At 64.9% G+C, this 23,378-nt stretch carries 22 protein-coding genes; 7 read left to right on the forward strand and 15 right to left on the reverse strand.

All coding sequences use genetic code 11. The annotated features are described in order from the left end of the window. Positions 1-297 precede the first annotated feature (297 nt). The 4 genes from ABWP84_RS00075 (at position 298) to hpxZ (ending at position 4,340) form a co-directional block, all read left to right on the forward strand. On the forward strand, positions 298-858 hold the full coding sequence (locus ABWP84_RS00075) for a phasin family protein (RefSeq protein ID WP_353209941.1): 561 nt from the start codon (positions 298-300) through the stop codon (positions 856-858). Positions 859-1,086: 228 nt separating this feature from the next. After that, positions 1,087-1,431 (forward strand): ATP-dependent Clp protease adapter ClpS, encoded by a 345-nt coding sequence (gene clpS, locus ABWP84_RS00080; protein WP_353209942.1) that lies wholly within the window; start codon positions 1,087-1,089, stop codon positions 1,429-1,431. Between the two features lie 81 nt (positions 1,432-1,512). After that, positions 1,513-3,876: an ATP-dependent Clp protease ATP-binding subunit ClpA gene (gene clpA, locus ABWP84_RS00085; protein WP_353209943.1), complete on the forward strand. Its 2,364-nt coding sequence runs from the start codon at positions 1,513-1,515 to the stop codon at positions 3,874-3,876. Between the two features lie 71 nt (positions 3,877-3,947). Continuing rightward, positions 3,948-4,340 carry an oxalurate catabolism protein HpxZ gene (gene hpxZ / locus ABWP84_RS00090; RefSeq protein WP_353209944.1) on the forward strand — a complete coding sequence of 131 codons (393 nt, stop codon included), beginning with the start codon at positions 3,948-3,950 and terminating at the stop codon, positions 4,338-4,340. A gap of 21 nt (positions 4,341-4,361) precedes the next feature. Here the strand turns inward: hpxZ and rutA are convergent, their stop codons facing one another. The 15 genes from rutA to ABWP84_RS00165 form a co-directional block, all read right to left on the reverse strand. Next, positions 4,362-5,444, reverse strand: coding sequence for a pyrimidine utilization protein A (rutA, locus tag ABWP84_RS00095; RefSeq protein ID WP_353209945.1), 1,083 nt, complete (start codon positions 5,442-5,444; stop codon positions 4,362-4,364). Positions 5,445-5,447: 3 nt separating this feature from the next. Further along, positions 5,448-6,425, reverse strand: coding sequence for a tripartite tricarboxylate transporter substrate binding protein (locus tag ABWP84_RS00100; RefSeq protein ID WP_353209946.1), 978 nt, complete (start codon positions 6,423-6,425; stop codon positions 5,448-5,450). A gap of 125 nt (positions 6,426-6,550) precedes the next feature. After that, positions 6,551-6,877, reverse strand: coding sequence for a hypothetical protein (locus tag ABWP84_RS00105; protein WP_353209947.1), 327 nt, complete (start codon positions 6,875-6,877; stop codon positions 6,551-6,553). Further along, positions 6,877-8,274: an amidase family protein gene (locus tag ABWP84_RS00110; protein ID WP_353209948.1), complete on the reverse strand. Its 1,398-nt coding sequence runs from the start codon at positions 8,272-8,274 to the stop codon at positions 6,877-6,879. The genes ABWP84_RS00105 and ABWP84_RS00110 overlap by 1 nt, the downstream gene beginning before the upstream one ends. A 53-nt stretch (positions 8,275-8,327) precedes the next feature. Further along, on the reverse strand, positions 8,328-9,071 hold the full coding sequence (locus ABWP84_RS00115) for a fumarylacetoacetate hydrolase family protein (protein ID WP_353209949.1): 744 nt from the start codon (positions 9,069-9,071) through the stop codon (positions 8,328-8,330). After that, positions 9,068-10,234 (reverse strand): acyl-CoA dehydrogenase family protein, encoded by a 1,167-nt coding sequence (locus tag ABWP84_RS00120; RefSeq protein ID WP_353209950.1) that lies wholly within the window; start codon positions 10,232-10,234, stop codon positions 9,068-9,070. Before ABWP84_RS00120 ends, ABWP84_RS00115 begins: the two co-directional genes overlap by 4 nt. 1 nt (position 10,235) lies before the next feature. After that, positions 10,236-11,006: an enoyl-CoA hydratase-related protein gene (locus ABWP84_RS00125; protein ID WP_353209951.1), complete on the reverse strand. Its 771-nt coding sequence runs from the start codon at positions 11,004-11,006 to the stop codon at positions 10,236-10,238. After that, positions 11,006-12,061, reverse strand: coding sequence for an acyl-CoA dehydrogenase family protein (locus ABWP84_RS00130; protein ID WP_353209952.1), 1,056 nt, complete (start codon positions 12,059-12,061; stop codon positions 11,006-11,008). Before ABWP84_RS00130 ends, ABWP84_RS00125 begins: the two co-directional genes overlap by 1 nt. Next, on the reverse strand, positions 12,058-12,699 hold the full coding sequence (locus ABWP84_RS00135) for a 3-oxoacid CoA-transferase subunit B (protein ID WP_353209953.1): 642 nt from the start codon (positions 12,697-12,699) through the stop codon (positions 12,058-12,060). Before ABWP84_RS00135 ends, ABWP84_RS00130 begins: the two co-directional genes overlap by 4 nt. Positions 12,700-12,909: 210 nt before the next feature. Next, positions 12,910-13,590, reverse strand: coding sequence for a 3-oxoacid CoA-transferase subunit A (locus tag ABWP84_RS00140; RefSeq protein ID WP_353209954.1), 681 nt, complete (start codon positions 13,588-13,590; stop codon positions 12,910-12,912). A gap of 69 nt (positions 13,591-13,659) precedes the next feature. After that, on the reverse strand, positions 13,660-14,478 hold the full coding sequence (locus tag ABWP84_RS00145; RefSeq protein ID WP_353209955.1) for a heterodisulfide reductase-related iron-sulfur binding cluster: 819 nt from the start codon (positions 14,476-14,478) through the stop codon (positions 13,660-13,662). Further along, a complete protein-coding gene (locus ABWP84_RS00150; RefSeq protein WP_353209956.1) occupies positions 14,475-14,906 on the reverse strand; it encodes a hypothetical protein in 432 nt (143 codons plus the stop codon). Before ABWP84_RS00150 ends, ABWP84_RS00145 begins: the two co-directional genes overlap by 4 nt. Continuing rightward, positions 14,882-15,952: an alanine racemase gene (locus tag ABWP84_RS00155; RefSeq protein ID WP_353209957.1), complete on the reverse strand. Its 1,071-nt coding sequence runs from the start codon at positions 15,950-15,952 to the stop codon at positions 14,882-14,884. The genes ABWP84_RS00150 and ABWP84_RS00155 overlap by 25 nt, the downstream gene beginning before the upstream one ends. Continuing rightward, the gene (locus ABWP84_RS00160) at positions 15,949-17,445 is read right to left on the reverse strand and encodes a M81 family metallopeptidase (RefSeq protein WP_353209958.1); all 1,497 of its coding nucleotides are present in this window, start codon (positions 17,443-17,445) and stop codon (positions 15,949-15,951) included. The genes ABWP84_RS00155 and ABWP84_RS00160 overlap by 4 nt, the downstream gene beginning before the upstream one ends. Continuing rightward, positions 17,442-18,545 (reverse strand): pyridoxal-phosphate dependent enzyme, encoded by a 1,104-nt coding sequence (locus tag ABWP84_RS00165; protein ID WP_353209959.1) that lies wholly within the window; start codon positions 18,543-18,545, stop codon positions 17,442-17,444. The genes ABWP84_RS00160 and ABWP84_RS00165 overlap by 4 nt, the downstream gene beginning before the upstream one ends. Before the next feature lie 47 nt (positions 18,546-18,592). Between ABWP84_RS00165 and ABWP84_RS00170 the strand changes: the two genes are divergently transcribed. From ABWP84_RS00170 to ABWP84_RS00180, 3 genes are all read left to right on the forward strand, one after another. Beyond that, positions 18,593-19,684, forward strand: coding sequence for a M20/M25/M40 family metallo-hydrolase (locus ABWP84_RS00170; RefSeq protein ID WP_353209960.1), 1,092 nt, complete (start codon positions 18,593-18,595; stop codon positions 19,682-19,684). A gap of 10 nt (positions 19,685-19,694) precedes the next feature. Then, positions 19,695-21,779: an acetate--CoA ligase family protein gene (locus ABWP84_RS00175; RefSeq protein WP_353209961.1), complete on the forward strand. Its 2,085-nt coding sequence runs from the start codon at positions 19,695-19,697 to the stop codon at positions 21,777-21,779. 199 nt (positions 21,780-21,978) lie between these two features. Further along, on the forward strand, positions 21,979-23,076 hold the full coding sequence (locus ABWP84_RS00180; protein WP_353209962.1) for an OmpA family protein: 1,098 nt from the start codon (positions 21,979-21,981) through the stop codon (positions 23,074-23,076). Positions 23,077-23,378 lie beyond the last annotated feature (302 nt).

The following is a 23,378-nucleotide window of genomic DNA, read 5'->3' on the forward strand; positions in this document are numbered from 1 at the left end:
GCCGATTTCATAGTGGTAGCGCCTTGGCTGCGCCGCTGTCCATGGCTTTGGGCATAACTGGCCAGGGAAATTTCAAGTGGTGGTTCAAGGGTTTGTCTCAGCCGGCTGCTTTGGCGTGGAAAGCTGCGATTCCGGCCCTTCACGGATTTTTGTGCACTGCACCATTTTACTTGCAATGGCCGGATGACTGGCCTATCTAGAGATCGTGCTGCATTGCAGCAAAGCGCATCTTTTCATCACCCTGGCCGGGGTCTCCGGCCGAAAACAGCCAGAGGCCCGGTCCGCCGGGGAAATCATATGCCCGCCAAGCCCAAGACCATTGCCGCCACCACCGATGTCACCCAGCTCGTCGCCGATGCCGCCGCCGCCAGCTCTGCCCAGGCGCAGAAGCTGATCGAGGACAGCACCGCCCAGGCACAAAAGCTGATCGAAGACGGCACCAGCCAGGCCCGCATCGTGCTCGAGAAGGGCATGGAGCAGGCGCAGAAGACCGCCGCCGACATGACCAAGGCCGCCGAGGAAGCCGCCGCTTTCAGCCGTGGCAATGTGGAGGCCTTCACCAAGGCCGCCCAGCTCTACTTCACCGGCGTGCAGGATCTCAGCCGTCAGGTCGTGGCCACCATGCAGGGCCTGTCCGACCACACGCTCGAAGGCGTGAAGGCGATGAGCTCCGCCCGCTCGCTTAAGGATGTGGCTGATCTGCAGGCCAGCTTGGCCCGCACCGCCTTCGAGAAGTCGATGGCCGATGCGACCAAGCTGCAGGAAGCGGCGATGAAGGTGGCCGAGGCCTCCTTCGCGCCGATCTCCGCGCGCGTGAGCGTGGCCGTGGAGAAGATGGCCCGCCCGATCGCGGCCTGAGGCCTGAAATCCGGGCGGCCATCGCGCCGCCCGGGCCAAAATTCCGGCCCGCCAAGGTCATCGCTGGGGATAATTGCCCTGCGTGACCCTGGCGGGCCTTTTTCTTTTCATCATTCTTTGCTGGCATAGCGAGATGCCCTTCCGTTCGGGGGCGCGCACCCGATATCCTTGCATCGGGCGCTCAGCGCATAATGCCGGTTCGGCGAGATGGTCAGACACATGGTACGGATGAACGACGACAAGGACAGCAATGGCGGCCCGGGCAACGGGGCGGGCGGCACTGGCACGACCGTTGTCACCAAGCCCCGGCCGAAGACCAAAAAGCCGGCGATGTACAAAGTCCTGATGCTGAACGACGATTACACACCGATGGAATTCGTTGTGCATGTCCTGGAACGGTTCTTTCAGAAAAACCGTGACGAAGCGACCAGGATCATGTTGCATGTCCATCGCAGGGGTGTGGGGGTATGCGGGTTGTTCACCTATGAGGTGGCCGAGACGAAGGTCACCCAGGTGATGGATCTGGCGCGCCAGAACCAGCACCCGCTGCAATGCACCATTGAGAAAGAGTAATTTACAATGTCGCTTGTCAAGATCGTGACGAACGGCGGGAGTATCACCATCTATCAGCGATCAGACGAAGGAGCGTTGCCGATGTTATCACGGAATTTGGAACAGACGCTCCACCGCGCGCTTGCCCTGGCGAATGACCGCCGCCACGAATACGCGACGCTGGAACACCTGCTCCTCGCCCTGGGCGAGGATGTGGACGCCACCACGGTGCTGCGCGCCTGTGGCGTGGATGTGGACAAGCTCAAGCGGGACCTCACAGAGTTTCTCGACAAGGACCTGGCCGGCCTGGTCACCGAGCGTGCGGGTGACCCCAAACCCACCGCCGGCTTCCAGCGCGTGGTGCAGCGCGCCGCCATCCATGTGCAAAGCTCGGGGCGTGATGAGGTGAGCGGCGCCAATGTGCTGGTGGCGCTGTTCTCTGAACGCGAATCCCATGCGGTGTATTTCCTGCAATTGCAGGATATGACGCGCCTCGATGCGGTGAATTTCATCAGCCACGGCATTGCCAAGGCGCCAGGGCGCAGCGCCTCGCGCAATGTGCAAGGTGCCCCCACCTCCAAGGCCGAAGCCAATGATGGCGAGCAGCCGGAGAAGGAGGAAAAGCCCCGTGGCGGCAAGAACAATCAGGACGCGCTGACCACCTATTGCGTCAACCTCAACAAGAAGGCGCAGGCCGGCAAGATCGACCCGCTGATCGGCCGCGACCATGAGATCGAGCGCACGATCCAGATCCTGTGCCGCCGCACCAAGAACAACCCGCTCTATGTCGGTGAACCCGGCGTGGGCAAGACCGCGATCGCCGAGGGCCTGGCCAAGCGCATTATCGAGGGCGATGTGCCCGAGGTGCTGGTCAAATGCACCATCTTCTCGCTCGATATGGGCAGCCTGCTGGCCGGCACCCGCTACCGCGGCGATTTCGAGGAGCGGCTGAAGGCCGTGGTTAACGAGCTGGAGAACCACCCCGGCGCCATCCTCTTCATCGATGAGATTCACACGGTGATCGGCGCGGGCGCGACCTCTGGCGGCGCCATGGATGCCTCCAACCTGCTCAAGCCGGCGCTGGCCCAGGGCACGATGCGCTGCATCGGCAGCACCACCTATAAGGAATACCGCCAGCATTTCGAGAAGGACCGCGCGCTGGTCCGCCGGTTCCAGAAAATCGACGTCAACGAGCCCAATGTCGAAGACGCGGTGAAGATCCTGCAAGGGCTGAAGACCAATTACGAGAAGCACCACAAGGTGCGCTACACGCCCGAGGCCATTCGCGCCGCAGTGGAGCTTTCGGCCAAATACATTCATGACCGCAAACTCCCCGATAAGGCAATCGACGTGATCGACGAGGCCGGTGCGAGCCGCATGCTGCTGCCTGAGAATAAGCGGCGGAAGACGGTGACCTTGAAGGATGTCGAGGAAGTCGTCGCCAAGATCGCGCGGATTCCGGCCAAGAGCGTCTCCTCGGACGATAAGGAAACCCTGCGCAACCTGGAGCGTGACCTGAAATCCATGGTCTTCGGCCAGGATAAGGCGATTGAGGCGCTCTCAGCCGCCATCAAGCTGGCGCGGGCCGGGCTGCGCGAGGCGGAAAAGCCGATTGGCAATTACCTCTTCTCCGGCCCCACCGGCGTGGGCAAGACCGAGGTGGCGAAGCAGCTTTCCAAGACGCTGGGCATCGAGTTGCTGCGCTTCGACATGTCGGAATACATGGAGCGGCACAGCGTCTCCCGCCTCATCGGCGCGCCGCCGGGCTATGTCGGCTTCGACCAGGGCGGATTGCTGACCGATGGCATCGACCAGCATCCGCATTGCGTGCTGCTGCTCGATGAGATCGAGAAGGCGCATCCCGACCTCTTTGCCATCCTTCTGCAGGTGATGGACCACGGCAAGCTGACCGATCACAACGGCAAGGCGGTCGATTTCCGCAACGTCATCCTGATCATGACGACCAATGCCGGCGCCTCCGACATGGCGAAGAACACCATCGGCTTCGAACGCACGACGCGGCAGGGCGAGGATGAGGATGCGATCAAACGCATGTTCACCCCGGAATTCCGCAACCGACTGGACGCGGTGATTCCCTTCGCCGGCCTAAGCCAGGAGATTGTGGCGCAGGTTGTCGAAAAATTCGTGATGCAGTTGGAGGCCCAACTGGCGGACCGCAACGTGACCATCGAGCTGTCCAGCGCCGCCAAGGAATGGCTGTCCGAACGTGGCTACGACCCGCTCTATGGTGCCCGGCCGCTGGCTCGCGTCATCCAGGAGCATGTGAAGAAGCCGCTGGCCGAGGAACTTCTCTTCGGCAAGCTGGCCAAGGGTGGCTCGGTCAAGGTGGGCTTTGCCGATGGCAAGCTGACCTTCGAGTTCTTCGAGGCCTCGGCCGGTGCCCTGCCCAAGCCGGAAAGCGATGGCGATGGCGAGGCGGAAAAGGCTCCGGAAGCGGCGGGCTGACGCCGCATTGCCGGCGGCGGCGTGCTGAGCCAGCATCGGGGTGAAACAAACCCCGATGCCGAGGCCCCGCCATGCATGAACTGAACATCCCCGAGATCGTCGCCGAAGTCACCGCGGCCTTTGAGCGCTATGATAATGGCCTGGCCGAGAATGACGTGGCGGTGCTCAATGACAGCTTCTGGGAGCACCCGCTGACACTGCGCTACGGCGTTGCTGAAAACCTGCGCAGCCATGCCGAGATTGCGGGCTTTCGCGCCGCCCGCACCCCGGCGCAGCACGCCGCCCGGGCGCGGGTGCTGGAGAATACCCGCATCACCACCTTCGGCCGCGATTTCGCGGTGGCGAATACGGAATACACCCTGGTCGCCAGCGGCAAAAAGGGCCGGCAGAGCCAGGCCTGGGTGCGCATGACGGAAGGTTGGAAAGTCGTCGCCGCCCATGTGAGCATGCTGGCCGAGGGCTGAGCCGCCCCCGGCCGCACGCCATTATGCCGCCACGGCCAGCCTATCCTGCCGGCAGGCCATCAGCGGCTGGATTTTCTCCGCATAGGCATCCATCCCGATGATGAAATCATCGAAGCACAGCATGATGCCGGCAACACCGGGCATCGCCGCCACCTCGTCGAGCAGCTTCGCACAGGTGGCATAGCTGCCCACGATGGTGCCCATGTTGAAGTTGATCGGTGAAGGGTTGCGCTGCACCGCGGCCGCCATGGAGGTGGCCTGGGTATTGGTGTCCTCGGCCGCCTTGCCCAGCAGGTGGTTGATAGCTGCGCGGTCAGCACCCTTTTCGTAGCTGTCCCATTTCGCCATGGCGGCCTCATCCGTCTCGGCCGAGATCACCATGTAGAGCATATAGGCACCAACCTGACGGCCGGTCTTTTCCGCGTGCTTCAGCACCAGGGCGGGCACTTCCGCGCATTGCTGCGGGTCATTCACACCTTCGCCCAGGCAGAAATTATAGTCGCAATAGGTGGCGCCGAACTCCATCCCCCGGTCGGACTGCCCGGCCGAGACGATGGGAATACGGGCGCTGGGGCCGGGGCTCAGCTTGCAGTGGTCCATCTGGAAATACTCACCCTTGAAATCGCTCTCGCCGGTTTCCCAGAGCTCTTTCAGGATGGTGACGTATTCCGTCGAGTAGTCGTAGCGCTTGCCGAAATGGGCGTCGCCCGGCCAGAGACCCATCTGGCTGTACTCGATCTTGTGCCAGCCGGAGACGAGGTTCACCCCGAAGCGGCCGCCCGAGATGTTGTCGATGGTCACCGCCATCCGCGCCACGATGGCGGGCGGGATGGTCAGCACGGCGGTGGAGGCGAAGAGACGGATCTTCGATGTCACCGCCGCCAGCCCGGCCATGAGGGTAAAGCTTTCCAGCCCATGGTCCCAGAACTCGGTCTTGCCGCCGAAACCATGCAGCTTGATCATGCTCAGCGCAAAATCCATGCCGCAGGCTTCGGCCTTTTGCACGACCTGCTTGTTGAGCTCGAAACTCGGCATGTATTGCGGCGCGTTCTCCGAAATCAGCCAGCCATTGTTGTTGATCGGGATAAAAACGCCGATATCCATGGCTTACGAGACCGAGATGTTGAACTGCCGGGCCACCGCGGTCCATTCAGTGATCTCTTTTTGGATCTGGGCCACAAAGGCGCCGCCGGTGAGCGGGGGGTTGCGCGGCATGGTCTGCAAATCCTCGAAGCGGGCGGCGAGTGTGGGCTGCTTCAGAATCTCCGGCACCAGCGCCGTCAGCCGCTCCACAATCGGCGCGGGAAGGTTTTTCGGCGCGGAGAGGCCCAGCCACTGCGCGGAGGTCAGGCGGCCAAAGCCCTGTTCGGCAAAAGTCGGCACATTGGGGAAGGCGGGCAGGCGGGCTGCGGTGGAGACGCCCAGGCAGCGCAGCGTGCCGTCGCGCATCATCGCCGTATTGGTGGTGATGGGGTCAACGAAGCTCTCGATGGCGCCGGCCATCAGGTCCTGCAGCGCAGGGGCCGAGCCGCGATAGGGCACATGGTCGAGATTGGGCGCGCGCGCCACATCCGACAGCATGGCGCCCAGCAGATGCGGAGCCGAGCCGATGCCCGAGGAGCCGAAGCGCACCGGCCGCGTGCGCGCCGCCGTCACATATTGCTCAAGCGTGCGATACGGGCTGTCAGCCTTCACCAGCAGCACATTCGGCGCCTCGACCAGCTGCACCATATAGGTGAAGTCGGTGATCGGGTCGAAGGGCAGGGTGGGCAGGGTCGCGGTGGAGAAGACATGCACCGAGGCATGGCTGACCAGAAGGGTATAGCCATCGGCCGGAGCCTTGGCGACGAAATCGGTGCCGATCACCCCGCCAGCGCCGGCGCGGTTTTCCACCAGCACGGTCTGGCCCAGCGCCTGGCTCAGTGAAGGCGCCATGAGGCGGGCGATGGTATCCACCAGGCCCCCTGGGGGAAACTGGGCAATCAGGCGGATGGAGCCTCGGCTCGGCCAGGCGCCGGATTGCGCCAAGGCGGGGCTGGCAAGGCCGGTGGCGGCGGTGGCGGCAAGAAATTGGCGGCGGTTCATCGGTGCATTCCCGTATCGCTATCGGGAATGTCTTTTGCCCATTTTAAAGGCAAAAGACGCCCAGGCCCTCCTGGAACTCCCGCAATGGTTAAACGGTCAGCAATTTTCGTGCCACAACCATGGCCTTATGGCGGATTGGCCGAAAGCCCGGCCGCATTGATCACCACACGGGGCAAGGCACAAAGATTAACCGGCCCCAGCTCCACAGCCCGGCCATCGGCAAAGACCACGCGAAGCTGCGTGGCCACCGGATTGACGGCGAAGAAGCTGCGCTGCCCGCCGCTGGGCATGGTGCCCGGCTCCAGCAAATCCTGCTGGCTACCGGCATAGAGCTGCTCCACCTCGCGGCCGCTCTGATTGCTCAGGGTGAAAGCCCCCGCACAGCTACGCTCCTGCCCTGGCCCGGCGCAGGCCGCGAGCAACAGCGGCGGCAGCAGCCACAAGCCGCGCATCAGGCTGGGTCCACCGGGGTATGCGGCGTGCCCGCAGCCTCGATTGCCGCACCGGCGGCAAATAGCAGATCCTCACGGAAGCGGCCGGCCAGCAGCTGTACGCCCACCGGGGTGCGGCTCACCATGCCGGTGGAGACGGTCAGCCCCGGCAGGCCCATCAGCGGCAGGCCCACCTGGGTCAATTGCGCTTCCAGCACGGCTTGGAATGCCTCAAAACTCTGCACATCCTGCTGGTCGGCGAAGGGCAGCTCACCGGAAACCGGGCAGATCACCACCGGGTATTTCTCGAAGAACATCATCCATTGCCGGAGGAAGCCGGCGCGCGCGGTCAGCGCATCCTGGAAGCCGTGGAAATCGGCCGGCTGCGTCAGCCGCTGCATATAGTCATAGATGGCGAGGGAGGCCGGCTCGCCCTCACGCTGGGCCATGGCCAGGCCGCCGCGTGGCAGGCTGGTCAGCCAAAGCTGGGATTGCAGCCGGGCGGGCTCACGCAGCGGCGGCAGGGCATCCACCTCCACCACGGTATACCCGGCATCCTGCAGGCGTCGGGCGGCGCCGCGCAGCGCGGCCTCCACCTCAGGCGCCACCTTCATGCCCTCGGGGCGGATGCAGAGCGCGGCGCGCTTGGGCGCCGGTGGGCCGGTCATCGGCACCGGTGTGTACCAGGGGTCGCGCATATCAGGGGCGCTCATCGCCTCCAGCGAGAGGCGCAGATCGGCAATGCTGCGCGCCAGCGGGCCGCTCACCGCCATCAACTGGGCGCCGATATCGCGCTCGGGCAGCGAGGCATTCCAGGCCGGCACCCGGCCCAGCGTGGGGCGGATGCCGTGAATGCCACACGCATAGGCAGGGTAGCGGACCGAGCCGCCAATATCCGTGCCATGGCCCAGCGCGCCAATGCCCGCCGCCACCGCCGCCCCCGCACCGCCCGAGGAGCCGCCAGGCGTGATGGCGGGGTTCCAGGGATTCTTGGTTGCGCCATGCAGATTGTTGGAGGTGAACCAGCGCAGCGAAAAGGCCGGGGTATTGGTCCGGCCGATGATGATGGCACCCGCCTTCTTCAGATTGGCGATGACCGGATTATCGGCCTCCGCCTTGTGGTCCTTCTGGATGGAGAGGCCATTGGTGGTCTCATGCCCAGCCTGGTCGACATTGACCTTCACGGTGATGGGCACGCCGGCCAAGATGCCGGGCGTCTCGCCGCGGGCGATGGCGGCGTCCACGGCATCGGCGGCGGCGCGCGCCTCATCATGCAGCGGCTTGACCACCGCATTGATGGCAGGGTTGACCGCATCCATCCGGGCCAGCGCGGCCTCGGTCGCCTCACGGGCGGAGAGGGTCCTGGCCGCGACGCGGGCGACGATCTCGGTGGCGGAGAGAGCGTAGAGCTGGGGCAAGGGCGGGGTCCTTCAGGCTGCGGAGACAGGTTAGGACAGCCCGCGGCGGCGCGCTATTCGCCCCCCGCCATGGTGTTGCGCAGGGTGCCGATGCCATCGATCGTCACCTCCACCACCATGCCCGGCCGCATGGGCAGCGCGCCGAGCGAGGTGCCGCAGGCGATCACATCCCCTGGCGCCAGCGCCACCTCTGCGCCGATCATTTCCACGATCCGCGCGGGCGGAAAAATCATGTCGGCCAGCGGGTAATCCTGCCGCACCCGCCCATTCAGCGCGACCTTCACCCGGGCAGTGGCGAGGTCGATATCGGTTACGATGCAAGGCCCCATCGGGCCAAAACTGCCGAAGGATTTCGCCCGCGCCCATTGTGGGAAGGATGGGTCGGCGTTGAGCACATCAAGGGCAGTCACATCATTGACGATGGTATAGCCGAAGATGCTGTTGTTGCGGCCGATGACAATGCCCAGCTCGCCCTCATAGAGGATTTTGCCAGTATAGCCCGGCGGCGGGGTGATGGTGGCGTCAGGGCCGATGATGCTGCTGGGCGATTTCAGAAAATAGAGCGGGAATTCCGGAATGCCATTGCCCTGCTTTTCTGCCAACGCATGGAAATTATTCCACAGCCCAATGAAATTCCTCGGCCGCAACGGCCCCGCCGGGGTGATGGCACCCAGCGGGAGCGCCGGCCCATCAGGCGTGGGGCCGGCGAAGAAATCCCCTCTATGCGGCTGCACCATCTCACCTTCGACACTGCCGAAGCGGATGGCGCCATCGTCAAACCAGACAACCCATTTCACGGCAGGGCCAGCACGTTCTTCGAGATGATGTTGCGCTGAATCTCGTTGGTGCCGCCATAGATGGTCGCCGGCCGGGCCTGGATATATTGCCCGGCGGGGTTGAGGTTGCGGTTGCCCTCCATCGGCTCCATCAGGCCAGCGGATTCGCCCGCCACCTCCAGCATCGTCTCGGTGATGCGCTGGAAGAGTTCGGACTGGATGATCTTGAGCTGGCTGACATCAGCGCCCAGCGGCTGGCCGCGCTTGAGCACCTCAACATAGCGGCTGTAGAGCGCCTTGAGGTCCTCCAGATCACAGCGGTGCCGGGCATAGGTGGCGGCGAAGGTGGGGTCCTCCCACACCCCCATCCGCTCGGCCAATTGCTTCAGCCGGGTCAGCGCATAGGCGGATTGGCGGGGGGAGCCGAGATAGATGCGCTCAAAGGAGAGCAGCGCCTTGGCCATATCCCAGCCCTTATTGAGCTGGCCCACCAGATTGGCGCGCGGCACCCGGACATTGTCGAAAAACACCTCGCAGAATTCATCATGCATTTCGAGGTTGATGATCGGCCGCACGGTGATGCCCGGCGTGTTCATATCCACCAGCAGGAAGGAAATGCCCTCCTGCTTCTTCGCCGTGGCATCGGTACGCACCAGCAGGAAAATCCAGTTCGCATCCTGCGCCAGCGTGGTCCAGATTTTCTGGCCATTGACCACGTAATCATCGCCATCGAGCACCGCCGAGGTGCGCAGCGAGGCCAGGTCAGAGCCCGAATTCGGCTCGGAATAGCCCTGGCACCAAATATGCTCGCCGCTCAGGATTTTCGGTAGGAAATCAGCTTTTTGGGCGTCTGTGCCGTATTTGATGACCAACGGCCCCAGCATGATGATGCCGTGATCATTGCAGCGGGCGCAGCCGTGACGCTCCAGCTCTTCGGTGAAAATGATCTGCTTGGCCGGGCCGAGGCCGAGGCCACCAAACTCCCTCGGCCAGCCCGGGCAGAGCCAGCCCTTCTCGGCCAGCTTGAAATACCAGGGGCGGTTCTCCTCCCAATGCAGCCGCTTGGGGGGGTTTCGCAGCTCGGCCGGATAGGCGCTTTCAATCCAGCGGCGGACGACGCTGCGAAAGGTCTCGTCATCCAAAAGGTCCAGATTCTCAGGCTCAACGCCGACAATCGCGTTCATGTCACAGCCCCTTGAAGACGGGTTGGCGCTTGCCGAGGAAGGCGGCGCGGCCCTCGTGGAAATCCTGGGTGGTGAAGAGCGAGGCCTGGAAATGTCGCTCGGTCTCCAGCGCCTCATGTAGGCCGGTGGCCAGCATCTGCCGGGTCAGCGCCATGGCGGCGGGGGCCTGTTTGGCCAGGAAATGCGCCCGCTCCAGCGCCACGGCCAGGGCCTGGCCCTCTGGCACCACCTCATCCACCAAATTCATCGCTGCGGCTTCGGCAGCGGTGTATTGCTTGTGGTAGAGCAGGATCTGACGCGCTTTGGCCGGCCCCACCCGATGCGGCAGGGTATGCGGCAGGCCCAGATCCGCCATCAGGCCGATCTTGCCGAAACCAGCACCCAGCTTGGCGGTTTCCGCCGCCACAATGGTATCGGCGATGCAGGCCATGGAAAGCCCCGCACCCACGCAAAACCCTTCCACCGCCGCCACGATGGGCAGGTTGCCGAAGGCCATGAGGTTGATCAGCCGATGGGTGCGGCGCATGCGCTCGCGCCCATCATAGGGGCCCTTCACATCCATGCCGGAAATATCGCCGCCCGAGCAGAAATGCCCGCCCGCCCCGGTCAACACCACCGCGCGGGTGCCATCATCCGAGGCAGCCTCCAGCGCATCTTCCAACTGCTTGCGCAGCGGCATGGCCAGCGCATTGCGCCGCGCCGGGTAATCCATGGTCAGCACCAACACATCGCCCTGGCGCTCGGCCAGACAGCGCATAACCGGAATATCCATCACGCATCCTCCGTTTCGGGGCTGAGCGCCATGAAGCGGGCGCGGTGCAGTGCGGCGCCGCCAAACATCGGCGCCAGCACCATGGCCTTACGCAGATAAAGGCCCACATCATACTGATCAGTATAGCCAATGCCGCCGGAAAGCTGGACGCAGGCCTGCCCCACCAGCATCGCTGCCTCAGAGGCGCGGGCCTTGGCCCGGCTGACCAGCGCCGCCGCCTCATCACCCGCCACGCCGGCATCGAGCGCCGCGGCCGCCTGTTCGACTGCCGCCCGGGTGAGGGCGATATGCATCTTGGTATCCGCCGCCTTGTGCTGCAGCGCCTGGAAGGTGCCGATGATCTTGCCGAATTGCTGGCGGGTTTGCAGGTAGTCCAGCGTCATGGCGAAGCCGGCCTCCATGCCGCCCAGCAGATAGGCGGCGGTGGCCAGCGCCGCGCGGTCCAGCGCGGGTGCCAGCGCCGCCTGACCCACAGGGGTGCCGGCAGGCGCACGCAGCGTGGTCAGGTGGCCGCCATCATGGGTGGCCTCATGGGTCACTTCGCAGGCCGAGGCCTCCACGAGTTGCAACCCATCGCCCACGGGCATGAGGAAATGCGTGGCCCCTGCCCCCATGGCGATGAAGCGCCTTGTCGCATCGGCCGCGATGCAGGGCGAGAGCGTATTGGCACGGTCCTGCCAGGCGGTGAGCACCACCGCCTCGCCGGCCAGGAGCTTGGCCAGCACCGCCGTCTCGCCCGCCTCAGCCAGCAGGGCGGCGGAAAGGGCGGCATTGATCAGCGGCTCGGGCGCCAAAGCGCGGCCCAGCTCCTCGCTCAGCGCGCACATTTCGGCCTGGCCCAGGCCTGAGCCGCCAGCGGCTTCAGGCACCGCCAGGCCAATCCAACCCAGCTCACCCATCTGCCGCCAGGTCTCGGCGGAAAAACCCGGCATGGTGAAGCGCAGCGCCCGGGCGCGGGCCGCGCCGTCGGCGATGCCGGCCGCACTGTCGCGGACCATGCGGATGCTCTCGGCATGATCCTCGGAAAAGGGCGCGATGCCCGCGGCGCTGCTCACGACGGGCGGTGCAGCTTGGCCGCGCTCTTCGACTGTGCCTCCTCGAAGGTCACGCCCGGGGCCAGATCGAGCACCACGAAGCCCAGGCCGCGCTGCACCTCGAAAACGCCGAGATTGGTATAGATGCGGTTCACCGTGCCCAGCGCGGTCAGCGGATAACCGCAGGCCTCAACCAGCTTGGGCCGGCCATCCTTGGTGGTGTGGTCCATCAGCACCCAAAGGCGCTTGGCGCCAGCGCCCAGATCCATGGCGCCACCCACGGCGGGGGCGGTGTCATTCTCGCTGGTGGCCCAATTGGCCAGGTCGCCATTCTCGGCAACCTCGAAACCACCCAGCACGCAAAGGTCTATATGCCCGCCGCGAATCATCGCGAAGCTATCGGCATGGTGGCAATAGGAGCCGCCGGGCCGCAGCGTGATCAGCCCCTTGCCCGCATTGATCAGCCAGGGGTTTTCATGGCCGGGCGCGGGGGCCGGGCCAATGCCCAGCACGCCATTCTCGGACTGGAAGATCACCTCACGCTCCAACGGCACCTTATTGGAGATATTGGTGGGCATGCCAACGCCGAGATTGACCACCCAGCCTTCGGGGATGTCATCGGCGGCGCGCGCGGCCATCTGGTCACGGTTGAAGGGCATGGGAAATCCTCCTGGTTCTTGGGCGAAATCTAATCGGGTTTGGAAGCCTCTGTCATCAGCCTAGCGCGGCCTAGGTGACAATGGGGGAATGAATTCCCCCATACCCCCTTCTTTTTCTTTTGGATTATTGGCGGCGGCTGAACAGCCAGCGCCAATCAGATAAAAATAAAAGAAAGGGGTCTGGGGAAATTCATTTCCCCAGCGCTTCCCCTAGGTCCAAGGCGAACCCCGGTCAAAATGCACAACACGCTGCACGAAAATCCCCGGCGTATGCACCTTCTCCGGGTCAATCTCGCCGAGGTCGCGCAGATGCGCCACCTGGGCGATGGTCATTTCCGCCGCCATGGCCATCACCGGATTGAAATTCCGGCCGCTATCCCGATAGGCAAGGTTGCCCCAGCGGTCGCCCTCCCAGGCCTCCACCAGCGCCACATCGCCCTTCAGCGCGTGCTCCATGACATACATCTTGCCATTGAACTCCCGCTCCTCCTTGCCGCGGGCCAGCAGCGTGCCGTGGCTGGTGGCGGTGTAGAAGGCGGGCACGCCAGCGCCGGCGGCGCGCATGCGCTCGGCCATGGTGCCCTGGGGCACGATCTCCAGTTCAAGCTTGCCCTGCTTGTAGAGGTCCTCGAAAACGACCGAGCCCTCGCTGCGGGGGAAGGAGCAGATGATTTTCCGCACCCGGCCCAATTCCATCAGCCGCGCCAGCCCCGCCCGGCCGGTGCCGGCATTGTTGCACACGCAGGTCAGGTCCGTGGCACCCTGCTCGATCAGCGCCTCGATCAGCGCGTCGGGTTGGCCCACCTTGCCGAAACCACCGATCAGCACGGTGGAGCCGTCCTTCACGCCGGCCAGGGCGTCGGCCATGGATTGCACGATCTTGTTGATCATTGGGTCAGGCGTTCCTCGAAATCTTCTGGGTACAAGGTGCTACGCGCGGGCCGCGGCGGCAAGACGGGCTCAGCGCGGGCGAGTGAGTTCCGGCAGCACCAGCTTGCGCACCGCCTCCTCACCTGCGGCGGCGATGCGCTCGGCGCCAATGGCGGCTTCGGGGTCATCGCTGTTGCGCCAGGCCTTGTATTCATCCTGATAGGCTAGGCCCATGCCCTCGGCCAGCAGATGCACCCAATTCACCACGCGAATGCCATGGGTTCGCTCCAGCCCGACCAGCTCGCGATGGCAGGAATGGAAGATGGTGACGAGGGTATCAGCCGCCGTTGCCGCCATCGCCGCCAGCATATTGGCCTTGGCATCGGCCAGCGCGCCGGGGATGCTGGCCAGGCCGAAACACATATAGCTCGGCGCGCGATAGGGGTGCTCCAGCACCGCCACGCCCGGGATCAGGCGCAGCAGGCCGGGCACCGCCTCATTCACCCCGGTGCGGTTGCCGATATGCATATCGATCAGCACGCGGCCTGCCACGGTCTGGGTCAGCAAAGGCGCCAACGCCTCGCGCCGCTGCCACAGCGCCTGGGCCAGATGCGCGCTTTCCGCCTGCTTACCCTGGGTGGCGCCCATGAAGTCATCAAGATTCATATGGCAGGTCGGGCACCAGGTGATGACCTGGCTGGCGCCGCTCTGGTTGAAGCGCTGCATAGTGCGGTTGGCCATGCCCTCGGCGATGCGCGGGCTGCTTTCCTTCGGGCTGCCGCAGCAGGCGGAGGGCCCGCCGGTTGGTGCCGCAGCCACCCCCACCGCCGCCAGCATATGGGTACCCAGGCGGATGATCTCCGCATGGCGGGTCATGTTGCAGCCGTACCAGAACAGGGCGTCGGTCATAGCCACTCCTTTTGTTCGGTCTCGGAAAAGCCCAGCCGGGCAAAGGCTTTTGCCCGTGACATGGCGTCTCTCGCATCGCGCTGCGGGAGGGTGCCGTTTTCCTGCGCGGTGAATTTCGCCAGCCGCAGCAGCAGCATGGGGTCCACCGCCTCCGGGCAGGCGGGAATGCAGAGCGCGCTGCGGGTGCAGGCCGCGACCCAGCCGCGGGCGGCGGCATCACCCTCACCACCCTGCAATATCGCCAGCACCCCGCGCACCGTGGCAGAGGCCGAGGCACCCTGCGCGGCCGGCACATAGGCGACCATCGGGCAGGCCTCGAAACAGGCGCCGCAGGCGGTGCAGACCGCCAGCATGCGGACGGATTCGGCTTCCCGCAGCGCCGCCCAATCCGCGTGGCGCGGCTCTACCACCCGTTCACCCGGTCCCACACCGCGATCACCTCGCGCCCACCATCCACCAGGTGGTAGCAGGGATGCGCCGCCGCGGTCATGCAAGTGTGGTTGGGCGCTACCCGCACCTTGGCGCCAATCGGCAGGTTGGGCGCGGGCGAGACCTCGCCATGTTCCTGATGCGTGCGGGTCAAAATGGCCTGGCCAAAGCTGGGCGTACCATCGAGATCGAGCATCAGGCCAAAGCCGTAATCCACCGGGGCGGCGGCGGTGGAGCGGTCCTTGCTCATCGCCAGCCCACCAGCATCCAGCAAAACCGCGCCGCGCGCCGGCTTGCGGCCAATCACGCTGGCCAGCACCGTCATGGCGATATCATCCAGCCCATGGGTGCCAAGCTGCGCCTGGAACAGGTCACCAAACATATAGACGCCCGCGCGCACCTCGGTGATGCCGGCCAGCGACTGCGCATAAAGCGCGGTGGGCGAGGAGCCGAGGGAGACGATATCCACCGCAATCCCGGCATCACGCAGCGCCTGGGCGGCATGGGCGGCGCCGCCGCGCTCCTGCTCGGCGATGCGGCGCATATCCTCCTCCGACCGGCCGGCATAGGAATGGCCGGCATGGGTGAAAATCCCCGCCAGCCTGGGTCCGAGGATGCGCGCCAGGGCCAGCGCCTCATCGGGCGGCACGCCGCCACGGCCCTCGCCGACATCGATCTCCACCAGGGCGCGGATATCGCCCGGATGCGCGGCAATGGCGGCCGCGGCATCAGCATCATCGGTGATCACCTTCAGCCCAAGCGCCGCCGCCTGATCCAGCTTTTGCGGCGTCATGCCCACGGCGTAGATCTGGTCCCGCCAGCCGCCATCGAAGAAATACTGTGCTTCGGCGAGCGTCGAGACGGTGATGGGGCCAAAGCCGGGCGCGGCCAATTCGGCAACCTTCAGGCTCTTGGCGGTTTTCATATGCGGCCGCAGCACCACGCCGGGGTGGCGCGTGATCGCCGCCTGCATATGCGCAAGATTACGCTTGAGAATGCCCAGATCGAGCACCAGGCAGGGGGTGGGCAGGTCATCAAGGGTCATGGCCAGAAGGCCTCCGCATCAAGGGGTAGCATGGGGCGAGGAATATGCTTCCAGTCGAAGCGCTGGAAGATGGGCGAGGTCAGGCCCGGCCCATCCACCTCCACCACCCGCTCATGCGGGAAGAACTCGTCAAACCCGGCGCGGAAATGCCCGCGCGACTTCACCACCACCGCGCGCATCGCCGTGAGATCAATGCCCAGATGCTCGAAAAATGCCGGGTCGGCGCATTGCGCCCGATTGCTGATCACCACAACGGCGATGCCGCCAATCTGCAACCAGGCCGTGGCGCCCAAATTCATCGCCACCCCGCCATAAAGCCCGCGCCGGCCGGTGACCTGCCCATCGGAAAGCGCCCGCACCACCGCCTCGGCCACAAAAGGCTTGCTGAAGGCATCACCCCCGCCACGGTTAAAGCGGGCGGTAAAGGTCGCACCCACGCCCAGCCCATGCGCCTCGGCGGCCAATTCGGCATCGATGATGCAGCCAAAGGCAGCGGCCTGAACCCCCGCCGCGTGGAAGGCCCGCAGGATTTCCATCGTATTGCCCGAACCGCCACCGCCCGGATTATCCGCCACATCGGCAAAGGCCAGCGGCAGCGGGCTCGCCGCCAGCCCGGCCAGCGCATCGGCAATGCTGGTCAGCCTGGCCACGAAACGCTCCCGCCTCTCCCAGCAGGCCTGGGCCAATTCATCGGCCAGGGTATCGGCGGCCTGCTGCTCGGTGCCCGTCACCACAATGGTCATGCCGTTGAACGGCGTATCGCCATAGGCGAAGCCGCCCATCACCGAGACATTGGCAATGCTGGGCGTCTCCGCCGCGCGGGCCTGGCCCAGATTGATCACCTCGGCATAGGGCCCCTGGGCGGTGAGCATGGAAACAGTCGGTGCCATGATCGGCAGGCGACGATGGGCTCGGATGAAACGCTCGCCCGCCAGCATGCGCAGCATGAGTTGGGCGGCCTCCGCCCCGCGCGGCCGCATATCGACATGCGGGTTGGTGCGGTAGCCCACAAAGGCATCATTCAGCGCGACATTCTCGGCCGAGATATTGCCATGCAGATCATAGCCGCAAATGAACGGCACATCGCCCAGAATTTCCCGCACCAGGGCCTGCAAGGCGGCTTCGGGGTCGGATAATCCGGTGGTCAGCCCGGCGCCATGCAGCACGGCATAAACCCCGTCACAGGCGCCGCGCAGCGCCTCCAGCCCGGCGCGCCATTCGGCCATGAAGCCATCAAAAACGGTTTGGTCCACCGGGCCATTCGGCTCGGCCATGGCCAGCATGATCGGGCAGGGCGTCCAGGGCCCGGCCGCATCCATGGTGGTGACGAAGCCCGGCATTTCGCCCAGGGCCGAGGGTGAGGCGGCGCGGGCATCGGTCACGATATCGGCCCCGCGCAGCAGGCAGCGTGTCTCGAAATCGCGCAGCAGCGCCACCGGCGCCCAGCGGTTGCACTCAATGGAAAAGCCCAGCAGGGCAATGCGCGCGTTCAAATCGAAACCCCCAGAAATTCGGCGTAGCGTGGCGTGGCCTTGAGGCCCGTGCCGGTCAATACCACCACCGTGGCCTCACGCGCCGCGATGCTGCCCGCCGCCAAAAGCCGTGAAAACGCCGCCGCCGCTTGGGCGCAGGTCGGCTCCACATAAATGCCGCGCCTGGCCAGCATCAGCGAGGCCTCGGCAATCTCGGCCTCGTCCAGCAGCACGGCACCGCCGCCACTCTCCCGCATCGCCGCGATGCATTCGGCGGCCCGCAGAGGTTGGGCGATGGCCGTGCCTTCGGCGATGGTGGGCTGCGCCAATTGCGCCGGCAGGCCCAACGCGGCACGGGCGATAGGCCCGCAATTGGCCGGCTGAGCGGCGAAAATCTTCGGCATACGGGTGATCTGCCCAGCCCGCAGCAATTCCGAAAAGCCGATATACAGGCCAAGCACATTCGAGCCTGCGCCGCAGGGCACGATCACATTGTCCGGCAGCCCATCCTCCCACAGCTCATAGGCCAGGGTCTTGGTGCCATGCAGGAAGAAGGGGTGCCAATTGTGGCTGGCATAAAAGCGATTGGCGGCATCGCGCTCGGCGGCATCGGCGCAATCCTGCCTGCTGCCGGGCACGAGTTCGATGGTTGCCCCCGCGGCGCGGGATTGCACGGTCTTGGCCGGGCTGGTGCTGGCCGGCACCATGATCTTGGCCTGCATCCCGCCCGCCGCCGCATAGGCCGAGACCGCAGCACCGCCATTGCCCGAGGAATCCTCCAGCACATCCATCACCCCCTGGTCGCGCAGCAGCGATAGCATGACCGAGGCCCCACGGTCCTTGAACGAACCGGTGGGCATGAACCATTCGCATTTCAGCAGCGCGGTGCCGCCGCCCATGGCCATCTCAACGATGGGCGTGCAGCCCTCGCCCATCGAAATCGGCGCTTTCGGCAGGAAGGGAAAGGCCTTGGCATAGCGCCATATGCTGCGCTTGCCGCGGTCGATCTCATCGCGGCTCATGCCCGGCAGCGGCGTCAGCAGCAGGGGTTGCTTGGCATCGCCGCACCAGCGCGGCAGGTCGAGTGGCCAAGTCTGGCCGGATTTGGGGTCGAGATACATGGGCCACAGGGTTGCGCGGTGCCGCAGCCGCTGCAAGCCTGCCCGGCATGGACACCGAACTTCTCGAACTCACCCAGGCCCTGGTGCGCATCGACAGCCGCAGCAACCTCTCCAATATCCCCGTCGCCGAGCGGATCGAGGCGGAACTGGCCGGCTTCGAGATCGAGCGTATCGACTATACCGATGCCGCCGGGGTGACCAAACGCGCCTTGGTCGCCCATCGCGGCCCGGCCGGGGGTTTTGGGCTTTCCGGCCATATGGACACGGTGCCAGCCACCGGCTGGGAGAGCGACCCTTGGTCCGGCCGCTTCGAGGATGGCATCATCCATGGCCTGGGCAGCCAGGACATGAAGGGCGCGGTTGCCGCCTGCATCCTGGCCGCACGGCGCGCGCCCAAAAACATCGGCGCCACCCTGCTGCTCACCGCCGATGAGGAAACCACCAAGGCCGGCGCCCAGGCCATTGCCGCGCGCAGCGAACTCGCCCGGGCGCAAAACCTGCGCGGTATCTTCGTGGCCGAACCCACGAGCCTCATCCCGGTGCGCGGCCACCGCGTGCATATCCAATTCAAGGCAGAAGCCACGGGGGTGCAGGCGCATTCCTCCACCGGCCAGGGCAGCAATGCGAATTGGGCGATGATCCCCTTCCTGGCCGAGATGAAGGCGGTTTTCGAACGCCTGCGCAGCGACCCCGCCCTGCAGGACACGAATTACGACCCGCCCTTCAGCGATTTCAACCTGGTGCTCGACAATCACGGCACCGCCAACAACGTCACCGTCGCGCTCGCCACCGCGCATATCAAATTCCGCTACAGCCGCGGCGTGGACCCGCAGCCCATCCTGGACGCAGTGCGCGGCGCCGCCCGCCGCGCCGGGCTGAACCTGACCGAGGCGCGCGAGGGTGCGCCGCCCGAATTGGCCCTCGACCACCCGCTGGTCGCCCTCGCCGTGCGCCACACCAACCAGCCGGCAACCACAGCCCCCTACGGCACGGATGCCAGCGAATTGCAGGGCCTGGCACCATGCGTCGTGCTCGGCCCGGGCAGCATCGCCACCGCCCATACGCCGCATGAATGCGTGGCACTGGCCGATCTGGAAGCGGCGTGCGAGCTGTTCGGCAGAATAATCGCCGCTGAATAGGGAAACGCCCATGACCGACTTCACCTCGCTGGATCCGCTGATCCGGCCGCGCTCCATTGCCATCATCGGCGCCTCGGATGACCGCACGCGCATCGGCGGGCGGCCCATCGCTTATATGCAGAACCAGAATTTCCAGGGCACCATTTACCCGGTGAATCCCAAGCGCGATGTGATCCAGGGCATTCCCGCCTTCGCCGATATCGCATCCCTTCCAGCAACCCCGGATGTCGGGCTCATCGCCGTGGCCGGTGACGCCGCGATAGCGGCGGTGGAGGCGCTGGGCCAGCGCGGCTGCAAGGGCATCATCATGTTCACCGCCGGCTTTGCCGAGATGGACGAGGCCGGCGCCGCCAAGCAGGAAGAACTGGTCAAGATCGTGCGCCGCTATGGCATGCGCATGCTCGGCCCCAATTGCCTGGGCCTGTTCAACGCCGCCATCGGCTTCTACCCCATCTTCTCTTCAAGCTTCGAGACCGGCTGGCCGCTCGCCGGGCGGATCGGCATCGCCTCGCAATCGGGCGCCTATGGCACCCATGTCTATTCCGTGGCGCGCAACCGCTTCCTTGGCACGCCGGTTTGCGTCACCACCGGCAATGAGGCCGATGTCTCGCTGGGCGATGTGCTGGGCTGGATGGCCGGCGCGCCAGAGGTGGATGTGATCTGCGCCTATGCCGAGGGCATTCGCGAAAGCGAGAAATTCCTCGCCGCCCTCGACCTCGCGCGCCGCAACCGCAAACCCATCGTGATGATGAAGGTCGGCCGCTCCGCCCTGGGTGGCGAGGCGGCGAAGTCCCACACCGCCTCCATCGCCGGCGATGACGCGGTGACCGAGGCGGTGCTGCGCGAATTCGGCGTGCTGCGCGCCCGCACCACCGAGGAGGCGCTGGACATCGCCTATGCCGCCACCAAGCGCATCTACCCGGTGCACAACACGCTGGGCGTGCTCACGGTGAGCGGCGGCGCTGGGGTGCTGATCTCCGATGCCGCCGATGCGCTGGGCTTTGCCATGCCCGCCATGCCCGAGGCGGCCCAGGCCAGGCTGAAGGACAAAATCTCCTTCTGCGCCCCGCGCAACCCGGTGGATTGCACGGCGCAGACCTTCAACCAGCCAGCCATGATAGGCGAATTCGCCGAAAGCATCGCGGTGGATGGCGGCTATACCTCCATTCTGGGCTTCTTCACCCAGGCCGGCGGCAGCCAATCCATGGGCCCGCATATCCGCGCCCAGATGACGCGGGTGATGCGCGAACACCCCGACCGGCTGTGGTGCATGAGCGTGATCGCGCCGCCGGAGATGGTGCAGGAATACCAATCCGACGGCTTCCTGGTCTTTGAGGACCCGACGCGCGCGGTCACCGCCCTGCATGCGATGGAATTCTACGGCCAGGCCTTCGCCGCCGAGGCCTCACCGCAGCCCCCCCTGCCGCAGGTGAGCCTACCGGCCGAAAGCCCGAGCGAGGCCGAGGCCAAGCGCATCCTGGCCGCTGCCGGCGTGCCCGCGGTGCCCGAGGCCGCCTGCGCCGATGCCGAAGCCGCGGTCCGCGCCGCCGAAAGCTTCGGCTTCCCCGTGGTGATGAAGATTCTCTCGCCCGATATCCTGCATAAATCCGAGATCGGCGGCGTGATCCTGGACGTGGCCGATGCCGCCGCCGTGCGGGCCAATTTTGCCACCCTGATCGCGCGCGGCACACCGCATGGCCGCATCGAGGGCGTGCTGGTGGCCAAGCAGATCAAGGGCGGCACGGAAATGGCCATGGGCATCGTCAATGACCCGGTCTTCGGCCCCATCGCCATGGTTGGGCTGGGTGGCATCTTTATTGAGGTGCTGAAGGATGTCGCCTTCCGCCGCTGCCCCTTCGGCCCTGCCGAGGCGGAGAGGATGATCCGCTCGCTCAAGGGTTTTTCCCTACTCGATGGCGCCCGCGGCCGGCCGAAGGCGGATTTGGCGGCCTTGGCCGGCACGCTCTCCAACCTCAGCGCCTTTGCCACCGCCGCCGGGCCGCGCTTGGAGGCGGTGGACATCAACCCGGTCTTCGCCCTGCCCGAGGGGTGTTATGCCGCCGATGCTGTTCTGACAATTTCTCGATCAGATTGAGAAAAAATTTACGCTGCAAGTAAAAATAACTGATCGCACTTAAATTATTGTGATTTAGTAGGCACAAGAGATGGGTTTTTGTGCCTTACATCGTGTTGTATATTGCTTTTGTTCGATATTTTCACGTTTCTAACCTTCGAAACGCAGAGGGCGCCAAGCAATTGGTGGCGCCACCTGGCGTTCAGCAAGGAGACGAGACGTGAAATTCAGAACATCCCTCATGGCAGCCACCATGCTGGCCCTGCCCGCCCTCGGCCAGGCGCAGCCCACCAGTGGAATTTATATCGGTGCCGGTGCCGGCAGCTCCTGGCGGGACAAGATCTCCGAACGCGCCGCCGACGGCACCCAGTTGAGCGTCAGCACCGAGGCCGGCTTCATCGGCGTGGGCTCAGTGGGCTACGCCTTCCGCAACGGCATGCGCCTCGAGTTGGAAGGCAATTACCGCTCCTATGCGGTGGGTACCTCCGTGGTCACGCTGCCCAATGGCGCCCAGGGCAGCAGTTCATCTGGCCGCATCAGCACCTATGGCGGCATGGGCAATATTCTTTATGATTTCAGCTTGGCCTCATTCGGCGTGCCTTATATCTCGCCCTATATCGGCGCGGGTATCGGCTTTGGCGTATCCGATGTCAGCCGTGTGGGTGCCCGCGCAAATAGCGGCGCGCTGCTGACAACCAACAATGTCTCCACCAATCACGGCGGCTTCGCCTATCAGGCGATAGCCGGACTCTCCTTTGGCCTCAGCCAATATGTACCAGGCCTGGCCCTGACCCTTGAGTATCGCTACTACGCGACGACGGCCTCCGAACTGCGGCTGACCAGCTCGAATGGCAACACGGTCACGCGCACCAATTACACGCCGAATGATGCCAATCATTCTGCCCTGCTGGGTTTACGCTACAGCTTCGGCGTCACCCCACCGCCTGCGCCGCCGGCACCGGCGCCCGTGCCGATGGCCCAGACCGTCGCGCGCACCTACCTGGTCTTCTTCGACTGGAACCGCGCCGATCTGACCGACCGCGCCCGCCAGATCATCGCCGAAGCCGCCACCGCGCGCACCACTGTGCGCTCGACCCGCATCGAAGTCTCCGGCCATGCCGACCGCTCCGGTTCTGACGCCTATAATCATGCCCTCTCCTTGCGCCGCGCCGAAGCCGTCGCTGCCGAGTTGACCCGCCGGGGCGTGCCGCGCACCGAGATGGTCATCCAGGCCTTCGGCGAAAGCCGCCCCCTGGTGCCCAGCGCCGATGGTGTGCGCGAGCCGCAGAACCGCCGCGTGGAAATCATCGTGAAATAGGCCGCATGGCGTGCCGTGGCGTGCCGCAACAGGGCACGCCACGGCTTTCGCAGCGTTGATTGGCTCCGCCCGGGGCCTCGCTGGGCTTTGCGCCCGGCTGAGGAGCGGCTGTGGCTATGCAATGGCATCTAAACTGCCAGCAAATTCATCCAACTGCCTACATCGGCATGTGTATTTTTGAGTTCAAATGGTGAATTGCGATTTATGAAAAACTATAGAATCTCATAATACTGCAATGTATCACCCGACAACTCGGTATTCCTGATGATGTAATTCTGCTTACGCGGCAATAAATCATATGG

It is taken from the genome of Rhodovarius sp., from assembly GCF_040399605.1.
In the GTDB taxonomy this organism is placed as follows: domain Bacteria; phylum Pseudomonadota; class Alphaproteobacteria; order Acetobacterales; family Acetobacteraceae; genus Rhodovarius; species Rhodovarius crocodyli_A.